The organism is Mycobacterium sp. NGS51, from assembly GCF_059812525.1.
Genome location: NZ_JCALCV010000017.1, coordinates 109,321 through 128,259, shown reverse-complemented (window position 1 = coordinate 128,259; position 18,939 = coordinate 109,321). Strand labels below are relative to the sequence as shown.

19 protein-coding genes are annotated in these 18,939 nt (G+C 64.0%); 1 reads left to right on the top strand and 18 read right to left on the bottom strand.

The window, feature by feature from the left end; translation table 11 throughout:
- Window positions 1-273: 273 nt before the first annotated feature.
- On the bottom strand, window positions 274-1,527 hold the full coding sequence (gene murA / locus AC5Y5W_RS19840; RefSeq protein ID WP_065014446.1) for a UDP-N-acetylglucosamine 1-carboxyvinyltransferase: 1,254 nt from the start codon (window positions 1,525-1,527) through the stop codon (window positions 274-276).
- Window positions 1,528-1,586: 59 nt separating this feature from the next.
- Here murA and AC5Y5W_RS19835 point away from each other — a divergent pair, with 59 nt between their 5' ends.
- A complete protein-coding gene (locus AC5Y5W_RS19835; protein ID WP_500012182.1) occupies window positions 1,587-2,177 on the top strand; it encodes a cob(I)yrinic acid a,c-diamide adenosyltransferase in 591 nt (196 codons plus the stop codon).
- 5 nt (window positions 2,178-2,182) lie between these two features.
- Here AC5Y5W_RS19835 and AC5Y5W_RS19830 read toward each other — a convergent pair whose 3' ends face one another.
- The 17 genes from AC5Y5W_RS19830 to rho all read right to left on the bottom strand — a co-directional run bounded on the left by AC5Y5W_RS19830 (window position 2,183) and on the right by rho (window position 18,727).
- Complete coding sequence (locus AC5Y5W_RS19830) at window positions 2,183-2,626, bottom strand: DUF2550 domain-containing protein (RefSeq protein ID WP_499891804.1); 444 nt, start codon at window positions 2,624-2,626, stop codon at window positions 2,183-2,185.
- A 14-nt stretch (window positions 2,627-2,640) separates the two neighbouring features.
- A complete protein-coding gene (locus tag AC5Y5W_RS19825; protein WP_499891805.1) occupies window positions 2,641-3,006 on the bottom strand; it encodes a F0F1 ATP synthase subunit epsilon in 366 nt (121 codons plus the stop codon).
- Window positions 3,007-3,082: 76 nt separating this feature from the next.
- A complete protein-coding gene (atpD, locus tag AC5Y5W_RS19820) occupies window positions 3,083-4,621 on the bottom strand; it encodes a F0F1 ATP synthase subunit beta (RefSeq protein WP_500012180.1) in 1,539 nt (512 codons plus the stop codon).
- A gap of 25 nt (window positions 4,622-4,646) precedes the next feature.
- Window positions 4,647-5,570, bottom strand: a complete 924-nt coding sequence (locus AC5Y5W_RS19815; protein WP_500012178.1) for a F0F1 ATP synthase subunit gamma — start codon at window positions 5,568-5,570, stop codon at window positions 4,647-4,649.
- Window positions 5,571-5,576: 6 nt separating this feature from the next.
- A complete protein-coding gene (gene atpA, locus AC5Y5W_RS19810) occupies window positions 5,577-7,226 on the bottom strand; it encodes a F0F1 ATP synthase subunit alpha (RefSeq protein ID WP_499891808.1) in 1,650 nt (549 codons plus the stop codon).
- Window positions 7,227-7,288: 62 nt separating this feature from the next.
- Window positions 7,289-8,629 carry a F0F1 ATP synthase subunit B/delta gene (locus AC5Y5W_RS19805; protein ID WP_500012176.1) on the bottom strand — a complete coding sequence of 447 codons (1,341 nt, stop codon included), beginning with the start codon at window positions 8,627-8,629 and terminating at the stop codon, window positions 7,289-7,291.
- Between the two features lie 5 nt (window positions 8,630-8,634).
- Window positions 8,635-9,150, bottom strand: a complete 516-nt coding sequence (locus AC5Y5W_RS19800) for a F0F1 ATP synthase subunit B (RefSeq protein WP_500012174.1) — start codon at window positions 9,148-9,150, stop codon at window positions 8,635-8,637.
- Between the two features lie 9 nt (window positions 9,151-9,159).
- Window positions 9,160-9,414 (bottom strand): F0F1 ATP synthase subunit C, encoded by a 255-nt coding sequence (locus tag AC5Y5W_RS19795; RefSeq protein WP_065014437.1) that lies wholly within the window; start codon window positions 9,412-9,414, stop codon window positions 9,160-9,162.
- A 75-nt stretch (window positions 9,415-9,489) separates the two neighbouring features.
- Window positions 9,490-10,242, bottom strand: a complete 753-nt coding sequence (gene atpB, locus AC5Y5W_RS19790) for a F0F1 ATP synthase subunit A (protein ID WP_500012172.1) — start codon at window positions 10,240-10,242, stop codon at window positions 9,490-9,492.
- Window positions 10,235-10,702 carry an ATP synthase subunit I gene (locus AC5Y5W_RS19785; protein WP_500012170.1) on the bottom strand — a complete coding sequence of 156 codons (468 nt, stop codon included), beginning with the start codon at window positions 10,700-10,702 and terminating at the stop codon, window positions 10,235-10,237. The genes atpB and AC5Y5W_RS19785 overlap by 8 nt, the downstream gene beginning before the upstream one ends.
- Before the next feature lie 235 nt (window positions 10,703-10,937).
- The gene (locus AC5Y5W_RS19780; RefSeq protein WP_499891813.1) at window positions 10,938-12,128 is read right to left on the bottom strand and encodes a glycosyltransferase family 4 protein; all 1,191 of its coding nucleotides are present in this window, start codon (window positions 12,126-12,128) and stop codon (window positions 10,938-10,940) included.
- Between the two features lie 35 nt (window positions 12,129-12,163).
- Window positions 12,164-12,817: an L-threonylcarbamoyladenylate synthase gene (locus tag AC5Y5W_RS19775; protein WP_500012168.1), complete on the bottom strand. Its 654-nt coding sequence runs from the start codon at window positions 12,815-12,817 to the stop codon at window positions 12,164-12,166.
- Window positions 12,814-13,662, bottom strand: a complete 849-nt coding sequence (prmC, locus tag AC5Y5W_RS19770) for a peptide chain release factor N(5)-glutamine methyltransferase (protein WP_500012166.1) — start codon at window positions 13,660-13,662, stop codon at window positions 12,814-12,816. The genes AC5Y5W_RS19775 and prmC overlap by 4 nt, the downstream gene beginning before the upstream one ends.
- Window positions 13,659-14,732 (bottom strand): peptide chain release factor 1, encoded by a 1,074-nt coding sequence (gene prfA / locus AC5Y5W_RS19765; protein WP_500012164.1) that lies wholly within the window; start codon window positions 14,730-14,732, stop codon window positions 13,659-13,661. Before prfA ends, prmC begins: the two co-directional genes overlap by 4 nt.
- Before the next feature lie 86 nt (window positions 14,733-14,818).
- Window positions 14,819-15,076, bottom strand: coding sequence for a 50S ribosomal protein L31 (rpmE, locus tag AC5Y5W_RS19760; protein ID WP_500012203.1), 258 nt, complete (start codon window positions 15,074-15,076; stop codon window positions 14,819-14,821).
- A gap of 156 nt (window positions 15,077-15,232) precedes the next feature.
- A complete protein-coding gene (gene fadD1, locus AC5Y5W_RS19755) occupies window positions 15,233-16,840 on the bottom strand; it encodes a fatty-acid--CoA ligase FadD1 (protein ID WP_500012162.1) in 1,608 nt (535 codons plus the stop codon).
- Between the two features lie 81 nt (window positions 16,841-16,921).
- On the bottom strand, window positions 16,922-18,727 hold the full coding sequence (gene rho / locus AC5Y5W_RS19750; protein WP_500012160.1) for a transcription termination factor Rho: 1,806 nt from the start codon (window positions 18,725-18,727) through the stop codon (window positions 16,922-16,924).
- Window positions 18,728-18,939: the final 212 nt, after the last annotated feature.

The window sequence follows — 18,939 nt, the reverse complement described above, 5'->3', positions numbered from 1 at the left end:
AAAACACCCAAACCCGGGCGCCAAGGCCAATCAGAGAAAATCTGACCTAACAAAAAGACACCAAAAAACTGGCATCAAAAAACACCACACTCCCAACACGGGGCGCCAGAAATGCGGCAAAAAAACAACAACAAACAAAAACCACCAAACACACTATTGAGTTCTCAAACAACACCCGTGAACAGGCAACCCTGCCACTATACTCCGCGGCACAGGCGCGGTCAACTCGAGGTCGTTCCGCTAAGAGGATCGACGAGAGTCGTTAAGTCCTGCTTATTCTACCCGCTCGATCTCCGCCCCAAGACTGACGAGGTTTTCCACAAACAACGGATAGCCGCGATCGATGTGGAAGACATCATGCACTTCTGTGTCGCCGTCGGCCACCAACCCAGCGAGCACCAGACCCGCTCCCGCCCGGATGTCCGACGACCACACCGGCGCGCTGGATAGTTGCGGGATGCCTCGAACGACGGCGTGGTGTCCGTCGGTGCGGGCATCGGCACCGAGTCGGATCATTTCCTCGACGAACCGGAACCGCGCCTCGAACACGTTCTCGGTGATCATCGACGTGCCGTCGGCGATCGATGCCAGGCCGATCGCCATCGGCTGCAGATCCGTGGGAAACCCCGGGAAGGGCAGCGTCGCGACGTTCACCGCTTTCGGGCGCTCGTACTGCGCTACCCGAAAGCTGTCATCGGTCTGGGTAACGGTGGCACCTGCATCGTGCAGCTTGTGCAGCACGACCTGCAGATGCGCGGGATCGATGCCAGTCACCGAGATGTCGCCACGGGTCATCGCTGCCGCGATGCCCCAGGTCGCGGCGACGATCCGGTCCCCGATCACCCGGTGCTCGGTGGGATAGAGCCGCGGCACGCCGGTAATCGTCATCGTCGGCGAACCCGCACCTTCGACCTGGGCGCCCATCTGGTTGAGCATCGTGCACAGGTCAACGACATCGGGTTCGCGCGCCGCATTGTGGATCGTGGTGACACCCTCAGCCACGACCGCGGCCATCAAGATGTTCTCGGTCGCCCCCACCGAGGGGAACTCCAACTGAATCTCTGCACCGCGCAACGTATCTGCGTGGGCGACGACGCAGCCGTGCTCGATGTTGCAGTGTGCGCCCAACTGCCGCAGGCCGGCCTGGTGCATGTCCAGCGGACGCGATCCGATGGCATCACCTCCGGGCAGCGCAACCTTGGCCCGTTTGCACCGTCCGACCAGGGGCCCCAGCACACAGACCGAGGCACGGAACTGACGGACCGCAGCGAAGTCCGCGTCGTACTTCGGCTCGTCCGGGGAGGTGATGCGCACGGTTGACCCGGACAGTTCGACGGTGGCGCCCAGGCCGCGTAGCACTTCGGCCATCAGTGGGACATCGAGAATGTCGGGGCAGTTGGTGATCGTGCTGGTGCCCTCGGCCAGCAGCGTCGCGGCCATCAACTTCAGCACGCTGTTCTTGGCGCCCCCAACAGCAACTTCGCCTGACAACCGGTTGCCGCCGGTCACCACGAAACGCTCAGCCACGCAAGTTAGTTTAATGAGCGGTACCGCACGTGTCAGTCAGGCCGGTACCGTTTTTACCCATGGCCGTACACCTGACCCGCATCTACACCCGCACCGGCGACGACGGGACCACCGGGTTGAGCGATTTCTCGCGGGTGCCCAAGACTGATGCGCGACTGGTCGCCTACGCCGACTGCGACGAGGCGAACGCGACGATCGGCACCGCAATCGCCCTGGGTAATCCCGAGCAGCGTATAGCCGACGTACTGCGGCAGATCCAAAATGACCTCTTCGATGCCGGCGCTGACCTGTCCACCCCTGTCGTCGAGAATCCGAAATACCCCCCGCTGCGGGTCGTCCAGCCCTATATCGACCGGTTAGAAACATGGTGTGACGAGTTCAACGAAAACCTGCCAACGCTGAACTCCTTTATATTGCCCGGTGGTTCACCACTTTCGGCGCTACTGCACGTCGCCAGGACTGTCGTGCGGCGCGCCGAGCGCTCGGCGTGGGCAGCCGTCGACGAGCATCCGTCGGACGTCAGCACCCTGCCCGCGAAATACCTGAATCGCTTGTCCGACTTGCTATTCATCTTGTCCCGGCTGGCCAACCCCGGTGGCGACGTGCTTTGGCAACCGGGCGGCGGGCAACCCGAGTCGCCCGCCAACTAAGAGCGTCAGGTGCTGCGGCGGCGCGCCCGCGGCGAGGGCCGAGACTCCAGCCACGACAGAAACGCGGTCAATGCACCTCGGTCAAGAGCGATTTCATATCCCCACCTACGGTCCTGGGTTGTGTCGCGTAGTTCCAGCACGACGATCTCTTCGGTCATGATGTCGAACTCGTCGCCGCGTGGTGAGCGTCGCGAGATGATCTCGATACCACGTCTGCTCAGCCGGCGATCAGGCCACAACCGAACACTGGACAGCCGATAGAACGCGGCCTCACCGCCGCGATACCGGATTACCCCGTGCCGCCACCCATGGCCACCGGTGGCCGGGATGTCGCGCATGATGGCCGCCGTTCCGCCCTGGCGCAATTTCCACAGCCGATAACTCAGCGCAACGACGGCAACTCCCAGCACGGCGATGAGCACGACCATGGCGATCGTGGGCGCGCTCATAGGCCGCGGCCGCGCTAATCGAGCGCGCCGACGGCGCGCAATCTAGCGCGCCCCCGGGCCGCGGTACGTGGGTCGTCGGACTCGGAATCCTGTTTGGCAGCGGCCTCATCGATCTCTGATTCGAATTCCGCAGACTCCGCGAGAATGCTGACGCCTTCCTCGGTTACCGAGAGAAAGCCGCCGTCCACCGCGATACGCAGATCGTCTTCGCCCTCGCGCTCGACACGCACCATGGCGTCATCGACCAACTGGGCGACCAACGGGATATGCCGTGGCATGATGCCGATCTCGCCGACGGTGGTGCGAGTGAAGATGAACGTCCCCTTGCCCGACCAGATCTTCCGGTCGACGGCGACGATCTCGACGTCCAACTCGGCCACGTCACACCCAACCTTCCCTGCTGAACCTTCGCCGTTGGCCGGACGTCATCAGTTGTGCCCAGCCGATCTTCGCGGCCTAGTCGCTCTTTTTGGATTCCTCGTCGGCAGCGTTGCCCTTTTTGGCGTTGTCCTTTTTGGCGCCGCCATTCTTCGATCCCCCGCCGTCCAGCTTTGCGCCGAAACTCTCAGCCTTCTTGGCCAAGTCGTCAAGACCACCGATCAAGAAGAAAGCCTGCTCGGGAACATGGTCGAACTCGCCTTTAGTCAGCTTGTCGAAAGCCTCGATGGTCTCCTTGAGCGGCACGGTTGAACCAGGCTGACCGGTGAACTGTTCTGCGGCCATCATGTTCTGCGAGAGGAACCGCTCAATCCGCCGCGCGCGCTGCACCTGCTGCTTGTCCTCCTCGGACAGCTCGTCGATTCCGAGAATCGCGATGATGTCCTGAAGGTCCTTGTAGCGCTGCAAGATCCGAATGACCTCTTGCGCGACGCGGTAATGCTCGTCGCCCACCACACCCGGGTCGAGGATGGTGGAGCTCGACGCCAACGGGTCGACCGCGGGGAAGATGCCCTTGGAGAACACCGCCCGGCTCAGCTCGGTGGTGGCATCGAGGTGAGCGAACGTCGTCGCCGGCGCCGGGTCGGTGTAGTCGTCGGCCGGGACGTAGACCGCCTGCATCGAGGTGATCGACTTGCCCCGCGTCGAGGTGATGCGCTCCTGCAACTCGCCCATCTCGTCGGCCAAGGTCGGCTGGTATCCCACCGCCGAGGGCATCCGGCCGAGCAGCGTCGACACCTCTGATCCGGCCTGGGTGAACCGGAAGATGTTGTCGATGAACAGCAGGACGTCCTGCCCCTCCTCGTCGCGGAAGTACTCGGCCATCGTCAGGGCGGACAGCGCGACTCGCATACGGGTGCCGGGCGGCTCGTCCATCTGACCGAACACCAGCGCGGTGTCCTTGAGCACGTCGGCTTCGCCGAGCTCAACCCACAGGTCATTGCCCTCGCGGGTGCGCTCGCCGACACCGGCGAACACCGAAGTGCCACCGAAGTTGCGGGCGATACGGTTGATCATCTCCTGAATCAACACCGTCTTGCCCACGCCCGCGCCGCCGAATAGTGCGATCTTGCCGCCACGCACATATGGCGTGAGCAAGTCGACGACTTTGAGGCCGGTCTCGAGCATTTCGGTGCGCGGCTCCAGCTCGTCGAAAGCCGGCGGCTTACGGTGAATCGGCCAGTGGTCGAAGTCCTTGCCGTAGTCCTTCTCGTCCAGGCAGTCGCCGAGCGCGTTGAAGACGTGGCCCTTGACGCCATCGCCGACCGGCACCGAGATCGAGGTCCCGGTGTCGATCACCTCGACGCCGCGCACTAGCCCGTCAGTGGGCTGCATCGAGATCGTGCGCACCAGGTTGTCGCCTAGGTGCAGCGACACTTCCAGCGTCAACGTTTTCGCGAGCTCTTTAAAAGTAACCTCGGCGTGCAGTGCGTTGAACAACTCCGGCACGGAACCGCGAGGGAACTCGACGTCGACCACCGGCCCGGTAACCCGCACTACGCGGCCGTTGGTGTCGGTCTTCTCTTTCTTTGCCGACTTTTGAGTGGTAGCAGCCATATCTTCTTCGCTTCCTGATGGGGTCTTAGCTAGCGGCCTCGGCGAGCGCGTTTGCGCCGCCGACGATTTCGCTGATTTCTTGAGTGATCTGACCCTGCCGCTCGCGGTTGGCCGCCAGCGTGAGTTCCTTGATGAGGTCGTCGGCGTTGTCGGTGGCCGACTTCATCGCCCGCTGACGTGACGCCAGCTCTGACGCCGCGGCTTCGAGCAGCGCGGCGTACACGCGCGTGGTCAGGTAGCGCGGCAGCAGCGACTCGAACAGTGTGGTGGCGTCCGGTTCGAACGAGTACAGCGTGTGCAGCCCGGTGTCCTCCCCGACGTACTCGACCACCATCGGGGCGATCCGGTGTGCCTCAGCCGATTGCGACATCATCGACTTGAACTCGGTCGAGACGATGTGCAACTCGTCGACCCCGGTGATGTCGTCAGATACACGCTCGTCACCGTTGCCGCCCGCTCCGGCCATGAACGCATCCACGAGCGCATCGGCGATCTCGACAGCATTCTCGTACTGCGGCTGCTCGGAGAACCCGGTCCACGATTCGACGATGTCCCAATTCCGGAATGTGTAGTAATTCAGCGCTTTCCGGCCGACTACGTAGAGTACCGGCGTCTTGCCCTCATCCCGCAATAAGGAGAACAGCTCCTCGGCACGCCGAAAAACACTCGAGTTGTAGGCGCCACAGAGGCCGCGGTCGGATGACACCACCAGAACGCCGGCCCGTGTGCGATCGGGACGCTCGACGAGCAGCGGATGATCCAGAGCCGCTTCGCTGGCCAGAGTCGTGAGCATGTTGGTGATGCCAGTGACATAGGGACGGGCCGACTCAAGGCGGGCTTGGGCCCTGCCGATACGCGACGTCGCAATCAGCTCTTGGGCTTTGGTGATCTTTTTGATCGACCCCGCAGAGCGGATCCGGCCCCGCAATTCGCGAAGGGTGGCTGCCATCCTCGATTACTTCTTCTTCTTCGGGGCGGGCTTGTGAACCTGCACTGCTTCTTTGCCCAACTTCTCTTCGTCGAGGGCTTCGACATGCTCGTCGGGCACGACCGACCCACCGCCGGTGGCCGCGAAGCCCTTCTTGAAGTTATTGACCGCCTCGGTCAGCTTGTCAGCGGACTCTTCGCTGAGCTTCTGGGATTCCCGGATCTCGGAAAGAATCTGCTCTTCGGAAGCCCGAACGTGGTCGAGGAACTCGGCCTCGAACCGGCTGATGTCTTCGACCGGGACCGAATCCAGGTGACCGGATGTGCCCAGGAAGATCGAAATCACCTGCTCCTCCACGGGCATCGGTCGAGCTTGCGGTTGTTTGAGCAGTTCAACCAGACGCGCACCACGTTCCAACTGTGCTTTGGACGTGGCGTCCAGATCGGAGGCGAACGCCGCGAACGACTCCAGTTCGCGGTACTGCGAGAGATCCAAGCGGAGACTTCCTGCTACTTCTTTCATCGCCTTGATCTGCGCCGCGCCACCCACCCGTGACACCGATACCCCGACGTTGATGGCCGGGCGCACACCCTGGTTGAAAAGATCGGACTCCAGGAAGCACTGCCCGTCGGTGATCGAGATGACGTTGGTCGGGATGTAGGCCGAGATGTCGTTGGCCTTGGTCTCGATGATCGGCAGACCGGTCAGCGAGCCGCCCCCCAACTCATCGGACAGTTTCGCGCACCGTTCCAGCAGCCGCGAATGCAGATAGAACACGTCGCCGGGATAGGCTTCGCGGCCCGGCGGGCGGCGCAGCAGCAGCGAGATCGCCCGGTAGGCCTCGGCCTGCTTGCTCAGGTCGTCGAACACGATCAGTACGTGCTTACCGTCGTACATCCAGTGCTGCGCAATCGCCGAACCGGTGTACGGCGCAAGCCATTTGAATCCGGCGGAATCCGACGCGGGCGCGGCGACGATCGTGGTGTAGTCCATCGCGCCGCCGTCTTCCAGAGTGCGGTGCACGGCGGCGATGGTGGTGCCCTTCTGGCCGATGGCGACATACACGCACCGCACCTGCTTTTCGGCATCCCCAGATTCCCAGTTTTGGCGCTGGTTGAGGATGGTGTCGACGCACACCGCAGTCTTGCCGGTCTTGCGGTCACCGATGATCAGCTGCCGCTGACCGCGCCCGATCGGGGTCATCGAGTCGACGGCCTTGATACCGGTTTGCAGCGGCTCTTTGACGCCCTGTCGTTGCACCACTGATGGCGCTTGAATCTCCAGCGCCCTGCGAGTGTCGGATTCGATATCGCCGCGCCCGTCGATCGGTTGGCCGAGCGGGTCGACCACGCGGCCGAGGAAGCCATCGCCAACCGGCACGGAGAGCACTTCGCCGGTCCGCTTGACTTGTTGGCCTTCTTCGATGTTTTCGTAGTCACCCAGGATCACCGCGCCGACGTTGTGTTCGTCGAGGTTGAGCGCGACGCCCAGCACCCCGCCGGGGAACTCGAGAAGTTCCTGGGTCATCACCGACGGCAGGCCCTCGACGTGCGCAATACCGTCGCCGGCGTCGACGACGGTGCCGACCTCCTCGCGGGCAGTGTCGGAGGTGAAGGAGCTAACGTATTCCTCGATCGCGCCCTGAATATCTTCAGCGGAGATTGTCAACTCTGCCATGGCTTTTCGTCTTCCTGCTTGTTGATTGTGGTCTCTGGCTTGTGGTTCAGTCTGTGCGTGCTTTAGTCCGGCAGCTGGTTCTCGGCTGCGGCGAGACGCGACGAGAGCGTACCGTCGATTACCTCGTCGCCGACCGAGATGGAAAGTCCGCCCAGCAGTTTGGGGTCGATCTGCATCTGCACCGTCACCGGGTGACCGTAGATCCGGCTGAGCACCTCGGTGAGGCGGGTGCGTTGTTGATCGCTGAGTTCGGCCGCGGCGCGGACATGTGCGACGACCTCGCCGCGGCGAGCAACCGCGACTGCGGCCAGGCCATTGACCGCGTCTTCGGCCGGCTCGCCTCGCAGCAACTCAATCGTCTGGGCCAGCAACGCGGCCGCGATCGGGTTGACACGGCCGGCAGCGCCCTCGAGTACGTTGCGCAGCAACTGGACCCGGCCTTCGGCGGATGCGCTGTAATCGCCCAGCAGGACTGCCAACCTGGGCTCGGCATCGAGGATGCGGCTGAACCGGAAGATCTGATCTTCCACCTCGTCAACCTGATCCGCTCGTTCGGCGCGCAACAACAATGCTTGCCGCGCAATGTGTTCAATGGCGTCCACGAGGTCGGAGTTGGTGGACCAGCGCGCCGATACGGCGGTACGGAGTACATCGAGCGTGGGTTCGCTGACTTTGCCGGACACCAGCCGCTCGAGCAAGCGGACGCGAGCGGCGGTGTCCTCGGCCGGCACGGTCAGATACCGGGTGACGACGACTTCACGGTTCAGCATGGTGGCGACCGATGCGAGTTCGTCGGCGAGCGTGGTCAGCTTTCTGTCGTCGAGGTCGCCTGCGGTTTCACCGAACCGCTCCGCCAGCTCGGTCAGCGCTCGACGGCTGGCTGACCGCATCTTGGCCAGCACCGGATATTCGACGGCGGCCTCAGATGGCGCCATCGCGTCGAGGTCGTTGAGAAAGCGGTCGACGGTGTCGGACTGCTGCGCCGAGTCGGCGACGTAGTCGCGCACCAGTTCCCCGGCCCGCCGCACGGATTCGGCACCGAAGTCCTGACGCAGCTGGCGAACCAGCTGCGCGCGCAACAGTTCGACCTGCTTGGCGCCCTGCACTTTGATGCGCTCAACTTCGACGTCGGCCTGCGCCCGCAGTTGTTCGGCGATACGTTCGGCGTCCGCATGAGCCTCTTCGGTGACCCGATGGGCTTCGGCCTTGGCCTCTTCCAGCGCCGTGTTGTGGGCTTCGCTGGCCTCCGTCAGCCGCTCGGCGGCAGCCGCTGAGTCTTCCAACTCTTTCCGCACCGTTTCTTGGCGCTCGACCATCAGCCTGCGCACCGGCGGCACGACAAAACGCCACACCAACAACACGATGACGATGAACCCGGCCAGCTGTCCGAAAAAGGTCGACATCTCGGTTACCTCGCCCCGGTGACCGTGGTCGTGGCGGTGACCTCGACGCCGAGGATACGGCTGGCCAAAGTCGTCGACATGCTCTCGACCTGAGAGCGCAGCTCCGCTGCCACCGCGTCGCCCTCCTGCTTGAGTTGCTCACCGGCGTCCTGCAACGTCGAGGACACCTGTTCTTCGGCGCGAGCACGCATATCCTCGACGACCTTGCGGCCGTCAGCCCGGGCGTCGTCTCGGGCGGCCGAGGCCTCGACCCGGGCTTCGGACATCGCTTTCTCGTAGTCCTCTTGGGCAGCAGCGAACTGCTCGGCCGACTTCTTGTTGTCCGCCAGCGTTTTGGTGACCATGTTCTCGCGCTCATGCAGCACCCGCATGATCGGCGGCACAACGAAAGTGCCGATCACGCCGAGCACGATCAAGAAGATGATCAGCTCGACGAAGAAGGTGCCGTTGGGAATGAGGAAGTTGTTGCCTCCCTCGGCTGCCTGGTTGGTGGCCAGGGCAAAAGCGCTCATGTCACCCATTTCTATTGATCAGGCGAGCGGGTTGGCGAAGACGAACAGCGCCATGAACGCCAGGTTGATGAAGTACATGGCCTCCACCAGACCGACGGTGATGAAGAACGGCGTGAACAACCGGCCCTGTGCCTCGGGCTGCCGGGCAACGCCGGAAATCAGCGCGTTACCGGCGATGCCATCACCGATGGCGGCGCCAACGGCACCGCCGCCCAAGATCAGTCCGCCGCCGATGAGCGCACCCATCGCGATTTGCGGATCTACTCCTGCCATTCCATACCCTCCTTGCTGGCTGGTAGCGGTCTACCAGTTTTCTGTCGTGGTCCTGCGCTCGGCGAGCCGGCCCTGTTAGTCGTGTTCTTCCAACTCCATCGCCTGGGCGAAGTACAAGATAGTCAGCAGCGCGAAGATGAACGCCTGGATCAACCCGACGAACAAGTCGAATGCCTTCCACACCGCGTTGGGGGCCCACAAGACATACGGCGGGAACAGCGCGATCAGCGCCACCAGAATCCCACCGGCGAAGATGTTGCCAAAAAGCCGGAGCGACAACGAGACCGGCTTGGCGATCTCTTCCACCAGGTTGAACGGGGCCATGAACGCGACGTGGCCCTTAAGCACTCTGAACGGATGCCCCAGGATGCCGCGGCGCCAGAAACCGGCTGCGTGGTAACAGATGAAGACGAACAACGCCAGCGCCAGAACGTAGTTGATGTCCGCGGCCGCTGAAGAGAGCAGTTCGCTGGCGTGCCCATGCTCGTCCTTGTACTGCAAAGGAAGCACCGACAGCCAGTTCGAGATCAGGATGTAGATGAAGATCGTCACCGCCAGCGGCAACACGAACGGTGCGATCCGCATGCCGATCGCGGCTTCGATCTGGTTGCGCATGCCGATGGTGATCGCTTCGAAGAACAGTTGGACTCCACCCGGCACCCCGCTTGACGTGACTTTGGCGCGCAGGAAGAACGCCAGTGCGATCACGATCACCGCGGCGATGGCACTCGACAGGATCGTGTCCGTGTTGACGGTCAGCCCGAACCAATCGGCTTTGTGATGCTCACCGACTTCGATTGCAGCATCGGCCAGGAGCGCCTTAGTCATCGCCGTCTCGCCTCCCCTCAGTGCCGGCACCGTCCAGTCCCAGGTCGGCGGTTCCCGTGCGTAACTTTTTCCAAACGGGCAGAGCGGTGCTCAGTACTAATAGCACCTGGAAAAGTGCAAGCCCGAACACCACACCGAGTCCCTCGGGCTTGAAGATGAAGGCGACGATCAGCCCGATCACGGAGATCACCAGCAGTCGGCCCGCCGAATTGACCGCCATCTTCGACTTGAGCGGGTGCGCGTCGGCAGTGATCGCCGTGACCGAACGCCGCACACCGAGTGCGTTGAGCAAACCCATGAGAAGGCCGATCCCAAAGAACACGCCGACCATCAGATGGCCAAGTGAAGCGCCGACGGCGATCGCCACGGCGGTCAGTGCAACGCAGATTACGAGCAGCCGAATCGGCCGGAATGCAACGGACGGAAACACCAACGGCGCGTCCTGCGCTGGCGTTGTCACTGCTGCACCTCAGTCCTCGCTAGGTTGTCGCGTGGGGGGCGTCGCCTGGTTGAATGTTGCGTGGCCCGTTGAGCGTATCGGAGGGCAATCAGCACGCTCGAGTCACCCAAGGAATAGCTCCCCATGTCGGTCTTACAACGGCCGGATCAGACGTGAGTCCGACGGCCGGGTGGCCGGCAACCCGCGAGGTTTCTTCGGGTTCTAGCTGCACGGTACCACATCGGCGACGACTCTACTACTCCTCGTCGTAGAGGTCGCCGCGGCCGCGTAGCAACGGGATCAGCGTGGCGATGATCGCGATCGCAAGTGCGCCCAGCATCACCGCGCCGGTGTCACGCGGATCGAAAAAGATCGTGCTCGCAGCGCCGAACGCGACGATGCCCACCCACAGGTAGATCAACAGCACCACGCGGCGGTGCGAATGGCCGATCTGCAGCAGCCGATGGTGCAGGTGCATCTTGTCGGGGCTGAACGGGCTGAGTCCGGCCCGGGTACGCCGGATGATCGCCAGCAGCATGTCCAGTGCCGGCACGAACATCACCGCTACCACCAACAGGAACGGCGACAACAGAGCAAACACGTCGCGCGCGCCATAAGCGTTCTGCGAGATCGGCCCCGCCGCCGTTGTCGACGCGGCGGCCAACATCAGGCCGATCAGCATCGAGCCGGAATCCCCCATGAAGATCCGGGCCCGGTAGAAGTTGTGCGGCAGAAAACCTAGACAGGCCCCGGCGAGGACCACCGAGATCACCGCCGGCGGATAGAACAGCACGTCGCCGCCATGGTCGCGCAGCATCCCGACCGAGAACATGCAGAATGCCAACGCGGTGATCAGTCCCAATCCGGCGGCCAGTCCGTCCAGGCCGTCGACGAAGTTCATCGCGTTGATGATCGACACGGTCAATGCCAGCGTGAGCAGGATCGAGGAGACCTGGTCCAGCACGATCGTGCCGACCCCGCCGAGCGGGATGTACAGCACGCTCCAGGCCACCCCCATCGTGACCAGCACACTGGCCGCGGTGATCTGTCCGGCGAACTTGGTCAGCGCGTCTAAGCCCCACCGATCGTCAATCAGGCCGATGCCCACGATCACCGCGCCCGCCACCAGCACAGCGGGCATGCCGGAGGAGTACACGAAGCCGCGGGTGAGCGCGGGAAGCTGCGACGCGAGGAAGACCGCGGCCAAGACGCCGAGGTACATCGCCAACCCGCCCATCCGCGGTGTCGGCGTCACGTGCACGTCGCGTTCGCGCGGGTAAGCGACCGCGCCGAACCGGGTAGCCAGCACGCGCACTGGTCCGGTCGCGAAGTAGGTGATGATCGCGGCAGCCAAACCCACCAGAACCAGCTCGCGCAGCGGGACGCCGGCGCCGCGATCAGACAAGGCGAGCAGACCGCCGGCAAGGCTGTCCACGTCGCTAGACATTCGCAAGACCGTACTCCACGCAGCTGCCGAGCAGATTAGCCCGTCAAACTGCCCGGATCCGCCTCGAGCACCGCGGCAATAGCCTCGGCAGTAACCGGGCCCGGACGCACGATGCGCGGCGTCGGCGCCGTCAGGTCCAGGATCGTCGAGGCCGCCTGTTGCGCCGATGTCCCCGCGTCGAGATAGATCTCGACGAGATCTCCGAGCTGCCGATGGGCGTCATCGGCGTCGACGGCGGGCGGACTGCCCGAGACGTTGGCGCTGGACACCGCCATCGGCCCGACTTCGCGCAGTAACTCGATTGCGACCGGATGCAAGGGCATCCGCAGCATCACGGTGCCCCGGGCGTCGCCGAGGTCCCACTGCAGCGACGGGGCCTGCTGGACGACCAGGCTCAGCGCGCCGGGCCAGAACGCGCGGATCAGTTTGCGAACTTCCTGCGGAACGGTCAGGGCCAGGCCGTCGATGGTGTTCCAGGAACCGACCAGTACCGGCACCGGCATGTCGCGACCACGGCGCTTGGCCGAAAGCAGCGCCGCCACCGCTGCGCCGTCGAACGCGTCAGCGCCGATGCCGTAGACGGTGTCGGTCGGCAACACCACCAGCCGGCCGTTCTTGACCGCCCCGGCAGCCGCCGCGATTCCGCGGGAACGCTGGCCCGGATCGGCGCAGTCGAAGCGCTCACTCATGCGCCGCTCCTTCTGTGCGCAGTCACGAACCTCGGCCGGCCGGCTAAATCCTCTCGCGCGACGACGTCATCGAAAAGCATTGTATCGGTGATCAGTTGGGCAGTCTGCTGTGACGTTGTGTCGTCGTGCTCGACCGCGAACAAACCGCCCGGCCGCAGCCACCGTGCGGCAAGACCGACGACCTCGGAAATCACCGTCATGCCATCCGGACCCCCAAATACCGCATGCTCCGGATCATGTTGGGAAACCTCGGGTTCCACCGGCGTGCCATCGGGAACATAGGGCGGGTTGGCGACGACGAGATCGACCTGACCGTCGAACTCTGAGAGCAGGCCCGGGACGGTGACGTCGGCGTGTACGAGTTCGACCGCGGTGTCCGTCGCATTCTCACGCGCGTACTCCAGTGCCGTATCGGCGTTGTCGATTCCCAGCACCCGGGCCGCCGGCCAGTACCGTGACAGGGCGACGGCCAATGCCCCCGATCCGGTACAGACGTCGACGATGACCGGATTGGCGGGAAGGCGTTGCGCGATAGCCCATTCCAAAAGTGTCTCGGTTTCAGGTCGCGGGATGAATACGCCAGGACCAACACGAAGAGTTACCGGCCCGAAATCCACGCTGCCGGTGAGGTGCTGTAGCGGCACCCGGCGCGAACGCTCGGTGATGACCGCGTCGTAACGCGCGAAGAAATCGTCATCGGGCGCGTCGAGCAGCGATAGCCTCCCGCGGTCACTACCTACCAAATGCGCAGCCAACTGTTCGGCATCGTAACGGGCAGAATCGATTCCGGCCTGTGCTAACGCAACTACAGCGGAGTCGATCGCGCGCCGCAGTGGGGTCGTCATGACTGTTGCAGCCGGGACTGCCGGTCAGCGACGCTCAGCGCGTCGAACAAGGCGTCGAGGTCGCCGTCGAGAACTTGGTCGAGATTGTGTGCCTTGAAACCGATTCGGTGGTCGGTGATGCGGTTCTCCGGGAAGTTGTAGGTGCGGATTCGCTCGCTGCGGTCCACAGTCCGGATCTGGCTGGCGCGGTCGGCCGATGCGTCAGCCAGCGCCTGCTCCTCAGCTATTGCCTGCAGACGGGCCGCGAGCACCTGCAGCGCGCGAGCTTTATTCTGCAGCTGGGAGCGCTCGTTTTGGCAGGTGACCACAATACCGGTGGGCAAATGGGTGATTCGCACCGCGGAGTCGGTGGTGTTGACGCCCTGACCGCCCTTGCCGGAGGAGCGGTAGACGTCGATCCGCAGATCCGACTCGTCGATCTGTACCTCGCCGACCTCCTCGGGCTCCGGATACACCAGCACACCGGCTGCCGAGGTATGCACGCGCCCTTGAGATTCGGTTACCGGGACGCGTTGCACCCGGTGCACCCCGCCCTCGAACTTCATCCGCGACCACACGCCGTCCGCGGAGTCGCCCTTGCTGGCAATGGTTAACGTGGCGTCCTTGTAGCCGCCCAGATCCGAGGTGGTCTCGTCGAGTACGGTCACCGTCCAGCCGTGCCGCTCGGCGTAGCGGATATACATCCGCGCCAGGTCGGCGGCAAACAACGCCGACTCTTCGCCGCCCTCCCCCGACTTGACCTCGAGCACGATGTCGTCGGCGTCGTGCGGGTCGCGGGGCGCCAGCATGTCGGTGAATTGAGTTTCCAGTTCGGCGGCCTGTGCTTCCAGCTCGGTGACCTCAGCAGCGAACGACTCGTCGGACGAAGCCAGCTCCCGCGCGGTCTCCAAATCACCGCGCACCGTCTCCAACTTGCGGTGAGTCGCGACGATCGGCGCCAACTGCGCGAACCGCCGCCCGACTTTGCGGGCGTCGGCGGGATTGCTGTGCAGTTCGGGGTCGGCCAGTCGAAGCTCGAGTTCAGCGTGTTCGGCCAGCAGCGCATCGATGGCTTGGACGCTTTGCGTCATGCTGGTCCCTTTCCGCAATGCCACCGACCCGAACACAAAACGACGCCCGACCTGTGCGGGTTCCGCGACAGGTTCGGGCGCCGGTGCTACTTGTCGGCTTCAGCCTGCTCGGTCTTGGCTGCCTTGTCGGCGCCAGCCTTGCGCTTGCCGTAGCGCTTCTCAAAGCGGGCCACCCGGCCGCCGCTGTCCAGGATCTTCTGCTTGCCGGTGTAGAACGGGTGGCACTGCGAGCAGACCTCGACCACGATGCGGCCGCTTTCCTTGGTGCTGCGCGTCTGGAACGTATTGCCGCAACCGCAGACCACGGTGGTCTCGCCGTATGCGGGATGAATGTCAGATTTCATGATTTCCTCTTCAATCGTCGGCCGCCGGGTCGCCCGCATCACATCGGCGATGGGACGTGAACCGGAACCTGAGGTGTCGGCGGTTGATTATGCCAGGTCAGCCGCCCTCATCCCAAACGCAGGGATGGGCCTGGGCATTCCCGGGCACCGGTTCGCTCAACCGGCGCTGGCCTGGCAGTCGCCTGGGCGGTCCAGGATGGCATAGGCGTTACCGCGTCCGATCCGGGTCCACAGCTGCCCGCCTTCAGGTGCGGCGCCCCGCGCCCTCAGTTCCCGTTTCAGGATCTTGTTGGTCGCCGTGCTGGGCAGGCTATCGGTGATCCAGACATAACGCGGCCACGCCTTGGGTGACAAATCGGGTTGGCCGGCCAGAAACTCGCCGAACTCCTCGGGCGTCAACCCGACGTTGTCAGCCAACACCGCCGCGGCCATCACCTGGTCGCCGACCTGCTCGTCGGGCACGGCGTAGACCGCGACTTGGCTGATGGCCGGCACCCGTTGCAGGATGCGTTCGATCGGCGCCGTCGTCATGTTCTCGCCATCGACGCGCAGCCATTCGCCGCTGCGACCGGCGAAGTAGATCCAGCCCTCCTCGTCGCGGTAGGCCAGGTCACCCGACCAGAACATGCCGTCCCGCAGCCGCGCGCCGGTGGCATCCGGGTCGTTGTAATAGCCCGCGAACAGCCCGGCGCCGGACGTGTTGACCAGCTCCCCGATCGCTTCCTCGGCGTTGGCCAGTGCGCCGTCGTCGTAGAAGGTGGCCACCGGGCATTCGCTGTTCGTGTCGGGGTTGTAGATGGCCACGCCGGGAAAGCCCCGGCCCAGCGAACCGGGCGGGCATCCGTCCTCGCGGGTGATGATGATGGCGCCCTCACTGGAGCCGAAGCCGTCCCACACCGTGCAGCCGAAGCGCCGGCCGAACTCGGCGATGTCGCGATCGCTGGCCTCGTTGCCGAATGCGACGCGGAGCGGGTTGTCGTGATCGTCGGGTTGCTCGGGCGTGGCCAGCACATAGGCCAGCGGCTTGCCGACGTAGTTCAGGTAGGTCACGCCGTAGCGGCGAAGGTCGGGCAGCAAACCGGACGCCGAGAAGGTTGCGGGCACCATCGCCGCGCCCGAGCCGACGGCCACGCTCCACCCCGCCAGTAACGCGTTGGAGTGAAACAGCGGCATCGACAGATAGCAGACACCGGAGGCGTCGACTCCGAAACGCTCGATCAGCGACGCGCCAGCGAACAGCACGGTCAGATGCATGACCTGTACCGCCTTGGGTTCGCCGCTGGTGCCCGAGGTGAAAATCATCATGAACGTGTCGGTTGCTGCGACCTCGCGGTACGGGGTCAGCTTGCCGGCACCATCCCGCACAGCCGACCAGTCGCTGCTCGCGGTGTCCACCACCTGCACTCCGGGCAGGTCCAGACCGTCGAGCAGCGCGCGGTGTGCGGAATCGGTGAGAAGTATCTGGCAATCGGCGCGCAGAATGTCTCGGGCCAGGGCGTCGCCGCGGCGGGTGTCGTTGATGCCGCACAACACATAACCGCCCAGGGCGGCCGCCGCCATCGCAGTGAGCATCTCGGGGGTGTTGCCCAGCAACGCGCCGACATGCATTGGTCGGTCGGGATCGGCGATGCCGATCAGCGCGGCGGCGGTCGCCGAGGCATCCGCCAGATGTTCACGCCAGGTCCACACCCGGTCGCCGCATTTCACCGCTGGAGCGTCGTCGGCAACTCGTTCGCGAAGCAGTTGCTGAAGAGTGTCCGCCACGGACTCGCACATTACCGACGCGACGTCCATTGCTTGGCGGTACGGCCGTGTGCCTCGCCACCGTCGATGTGCTACGTACGGTCAGTCGTTGTCTAAGCCGCCCGGCGTCGTCTTGGACACCTGCACCAGGAACTCGTAGTTGGTCTTGGTTTTCCGCAGCTGCGACATCAGCAAGTCGATGGCTTGGTGGGAATCCAGCCCCGACAGCACGCGGCGTAGCTTGTGCACGATGCCGAATTCGTCGGGCGACAGCAGCAGTTCGTCTTTGCGCGTACCTGATGGGTTCACGTCGACTGCCGGGAACACCCGCCGTTCGGAGATCTTGCGGTCCAGCTTGAGCTCGGCATTACCCGTGCCCTTGAACTCCTCGAAAATGACTGTGTCACCGGTGGATCCAGTCTCCACCATCGCGGTGGCGATGATGGTCAGCGAGCCGCCTTCTTCGATGTTGCGGGCGGCGCCGAGGAAGCGCTTCGGCGGGTAGAGGGCCGTGGAGTCCACACCACCGGACAGGATGCGGCCCGAGGCCGGCGACGCGTTGTTGTAGGCGCGCCCGAGGCGGGTGATCGAGTCGAGCAACACCACAACGTCTTTGCCCTGTTCGACGAGCCGCTTGGCGCGTTCGATGGCAAGCTCTGCGGCCTGGGTGTGATCCGACGGCGGGCGGTCGAACGTCGAGGAGATGACCTCGCCCTTGACCGAACGCTGCATGTCGGTGACCTCCTCAGGTCGCTCGTCGACGAGCACGACCATCAGGTGGCATTCCGGGTTGTTCTTGGTGATCGCGTTGGCGATGTCCTGCAGGATCGTGGTCTTACCGGCCTTGGGCGGCGACACGATCAGCGCACGCTGACCCTTACCGATCGGCATGATCAAGTCGATGACCCGGGTGGTCAGCCGATCGGGGGTGGTTTCCAGCCGAAGCCGCTGATTGGGATACAACGGGGTCAGCTTGGTGAAATCGGGACGCTTCTTGGCGTCCTCGACCGGTCCGCCGTTGACGGTGTCCAATCGGACCAGCGGGTTGAACTTCTGCCGCTGATTGGGCTGTTCACCGTCCTTCGGTAACCGCACAGCGCCGGTCACCGCATCGCCGCGCCGTAAACCGTTCTTGCGCACCATGTTCATCGAGACATAGACGTCGTGCGGCCCGGCCAGATAGCCGGACGTGCGCACGAACGCGTAGTTATCCAGTACGTCGAGGATGCCGGCCACCGGCTGGACGACGTCGTCCTCGCGCAGTTCGGCTTCGCCTCCGTCGCCCGACCGTTCGCCGCGGCGCCGCCGTTCGCGGAACCGGCGGCCGCGTCGGCCCTGGCGGCCGTCGCCGTCGTCGTCGCTGCCGCGGTTCTGCTGCCCGCCGCCGTCGCGTTGGCCTTGGTCTCCGGCTTTGTCCGAATCGCGCTCGTCGGTCTTCGTGCCCTGTTGGTCACGTCCGCGCTTGTCGGCGTCGTCTTGCTCGGCTTTGTCGGCCTGCTTGCCCTGCTCGGGTGCATCGTTGGCCGGTGATCCCGCCTGGCGTGAGGCGCCGCGGCGTTCCCGGCGCGGGGCGTCGGACTCGGAGGAAGTTGCGGTTTGGTCGGCCGAGTTGTCGTCGGACTTGCCGCTATCACCGGCCGATGCACCATTGGTGTGCCCGCGGCTTTCGCGGATCGCGGCAATCAGTTCGTTCTTGCGCATCCCGGATGTGCCTTTGACACCCGCTCGATTGGCCAGCGCGCGCAGTTCGGGCAGCACCATCGTCGACAGCGAACCGTCCGACTCCTTATTGGCATCCACCGCCGACGTAGCTTCGTCTGAGGCGGCGGGAGTGTTTGTGGTCACGGAATTCGACAGCTTCTGGTCGTCAGTGCTGTCGCCAGCCGTGATGAGGTCCGTATCAGTCACGGATTTCCTTTCTTTCCCTCACTGATCAGCTCACGCGAGGGGTTCGTAGCATTCAGCCAAATCGCCGAGTGCTGCCAACCATCGACTCTGCAACGGTGATCACCACGATCGGCGGTATATATGGCGAACCATCGTCCATGAGAAGAATTGGTGGTCGTCCTAGCCGCAATCCAGTATTGATGCAGATGCAGATGCTGCGATTGGCTGGACGG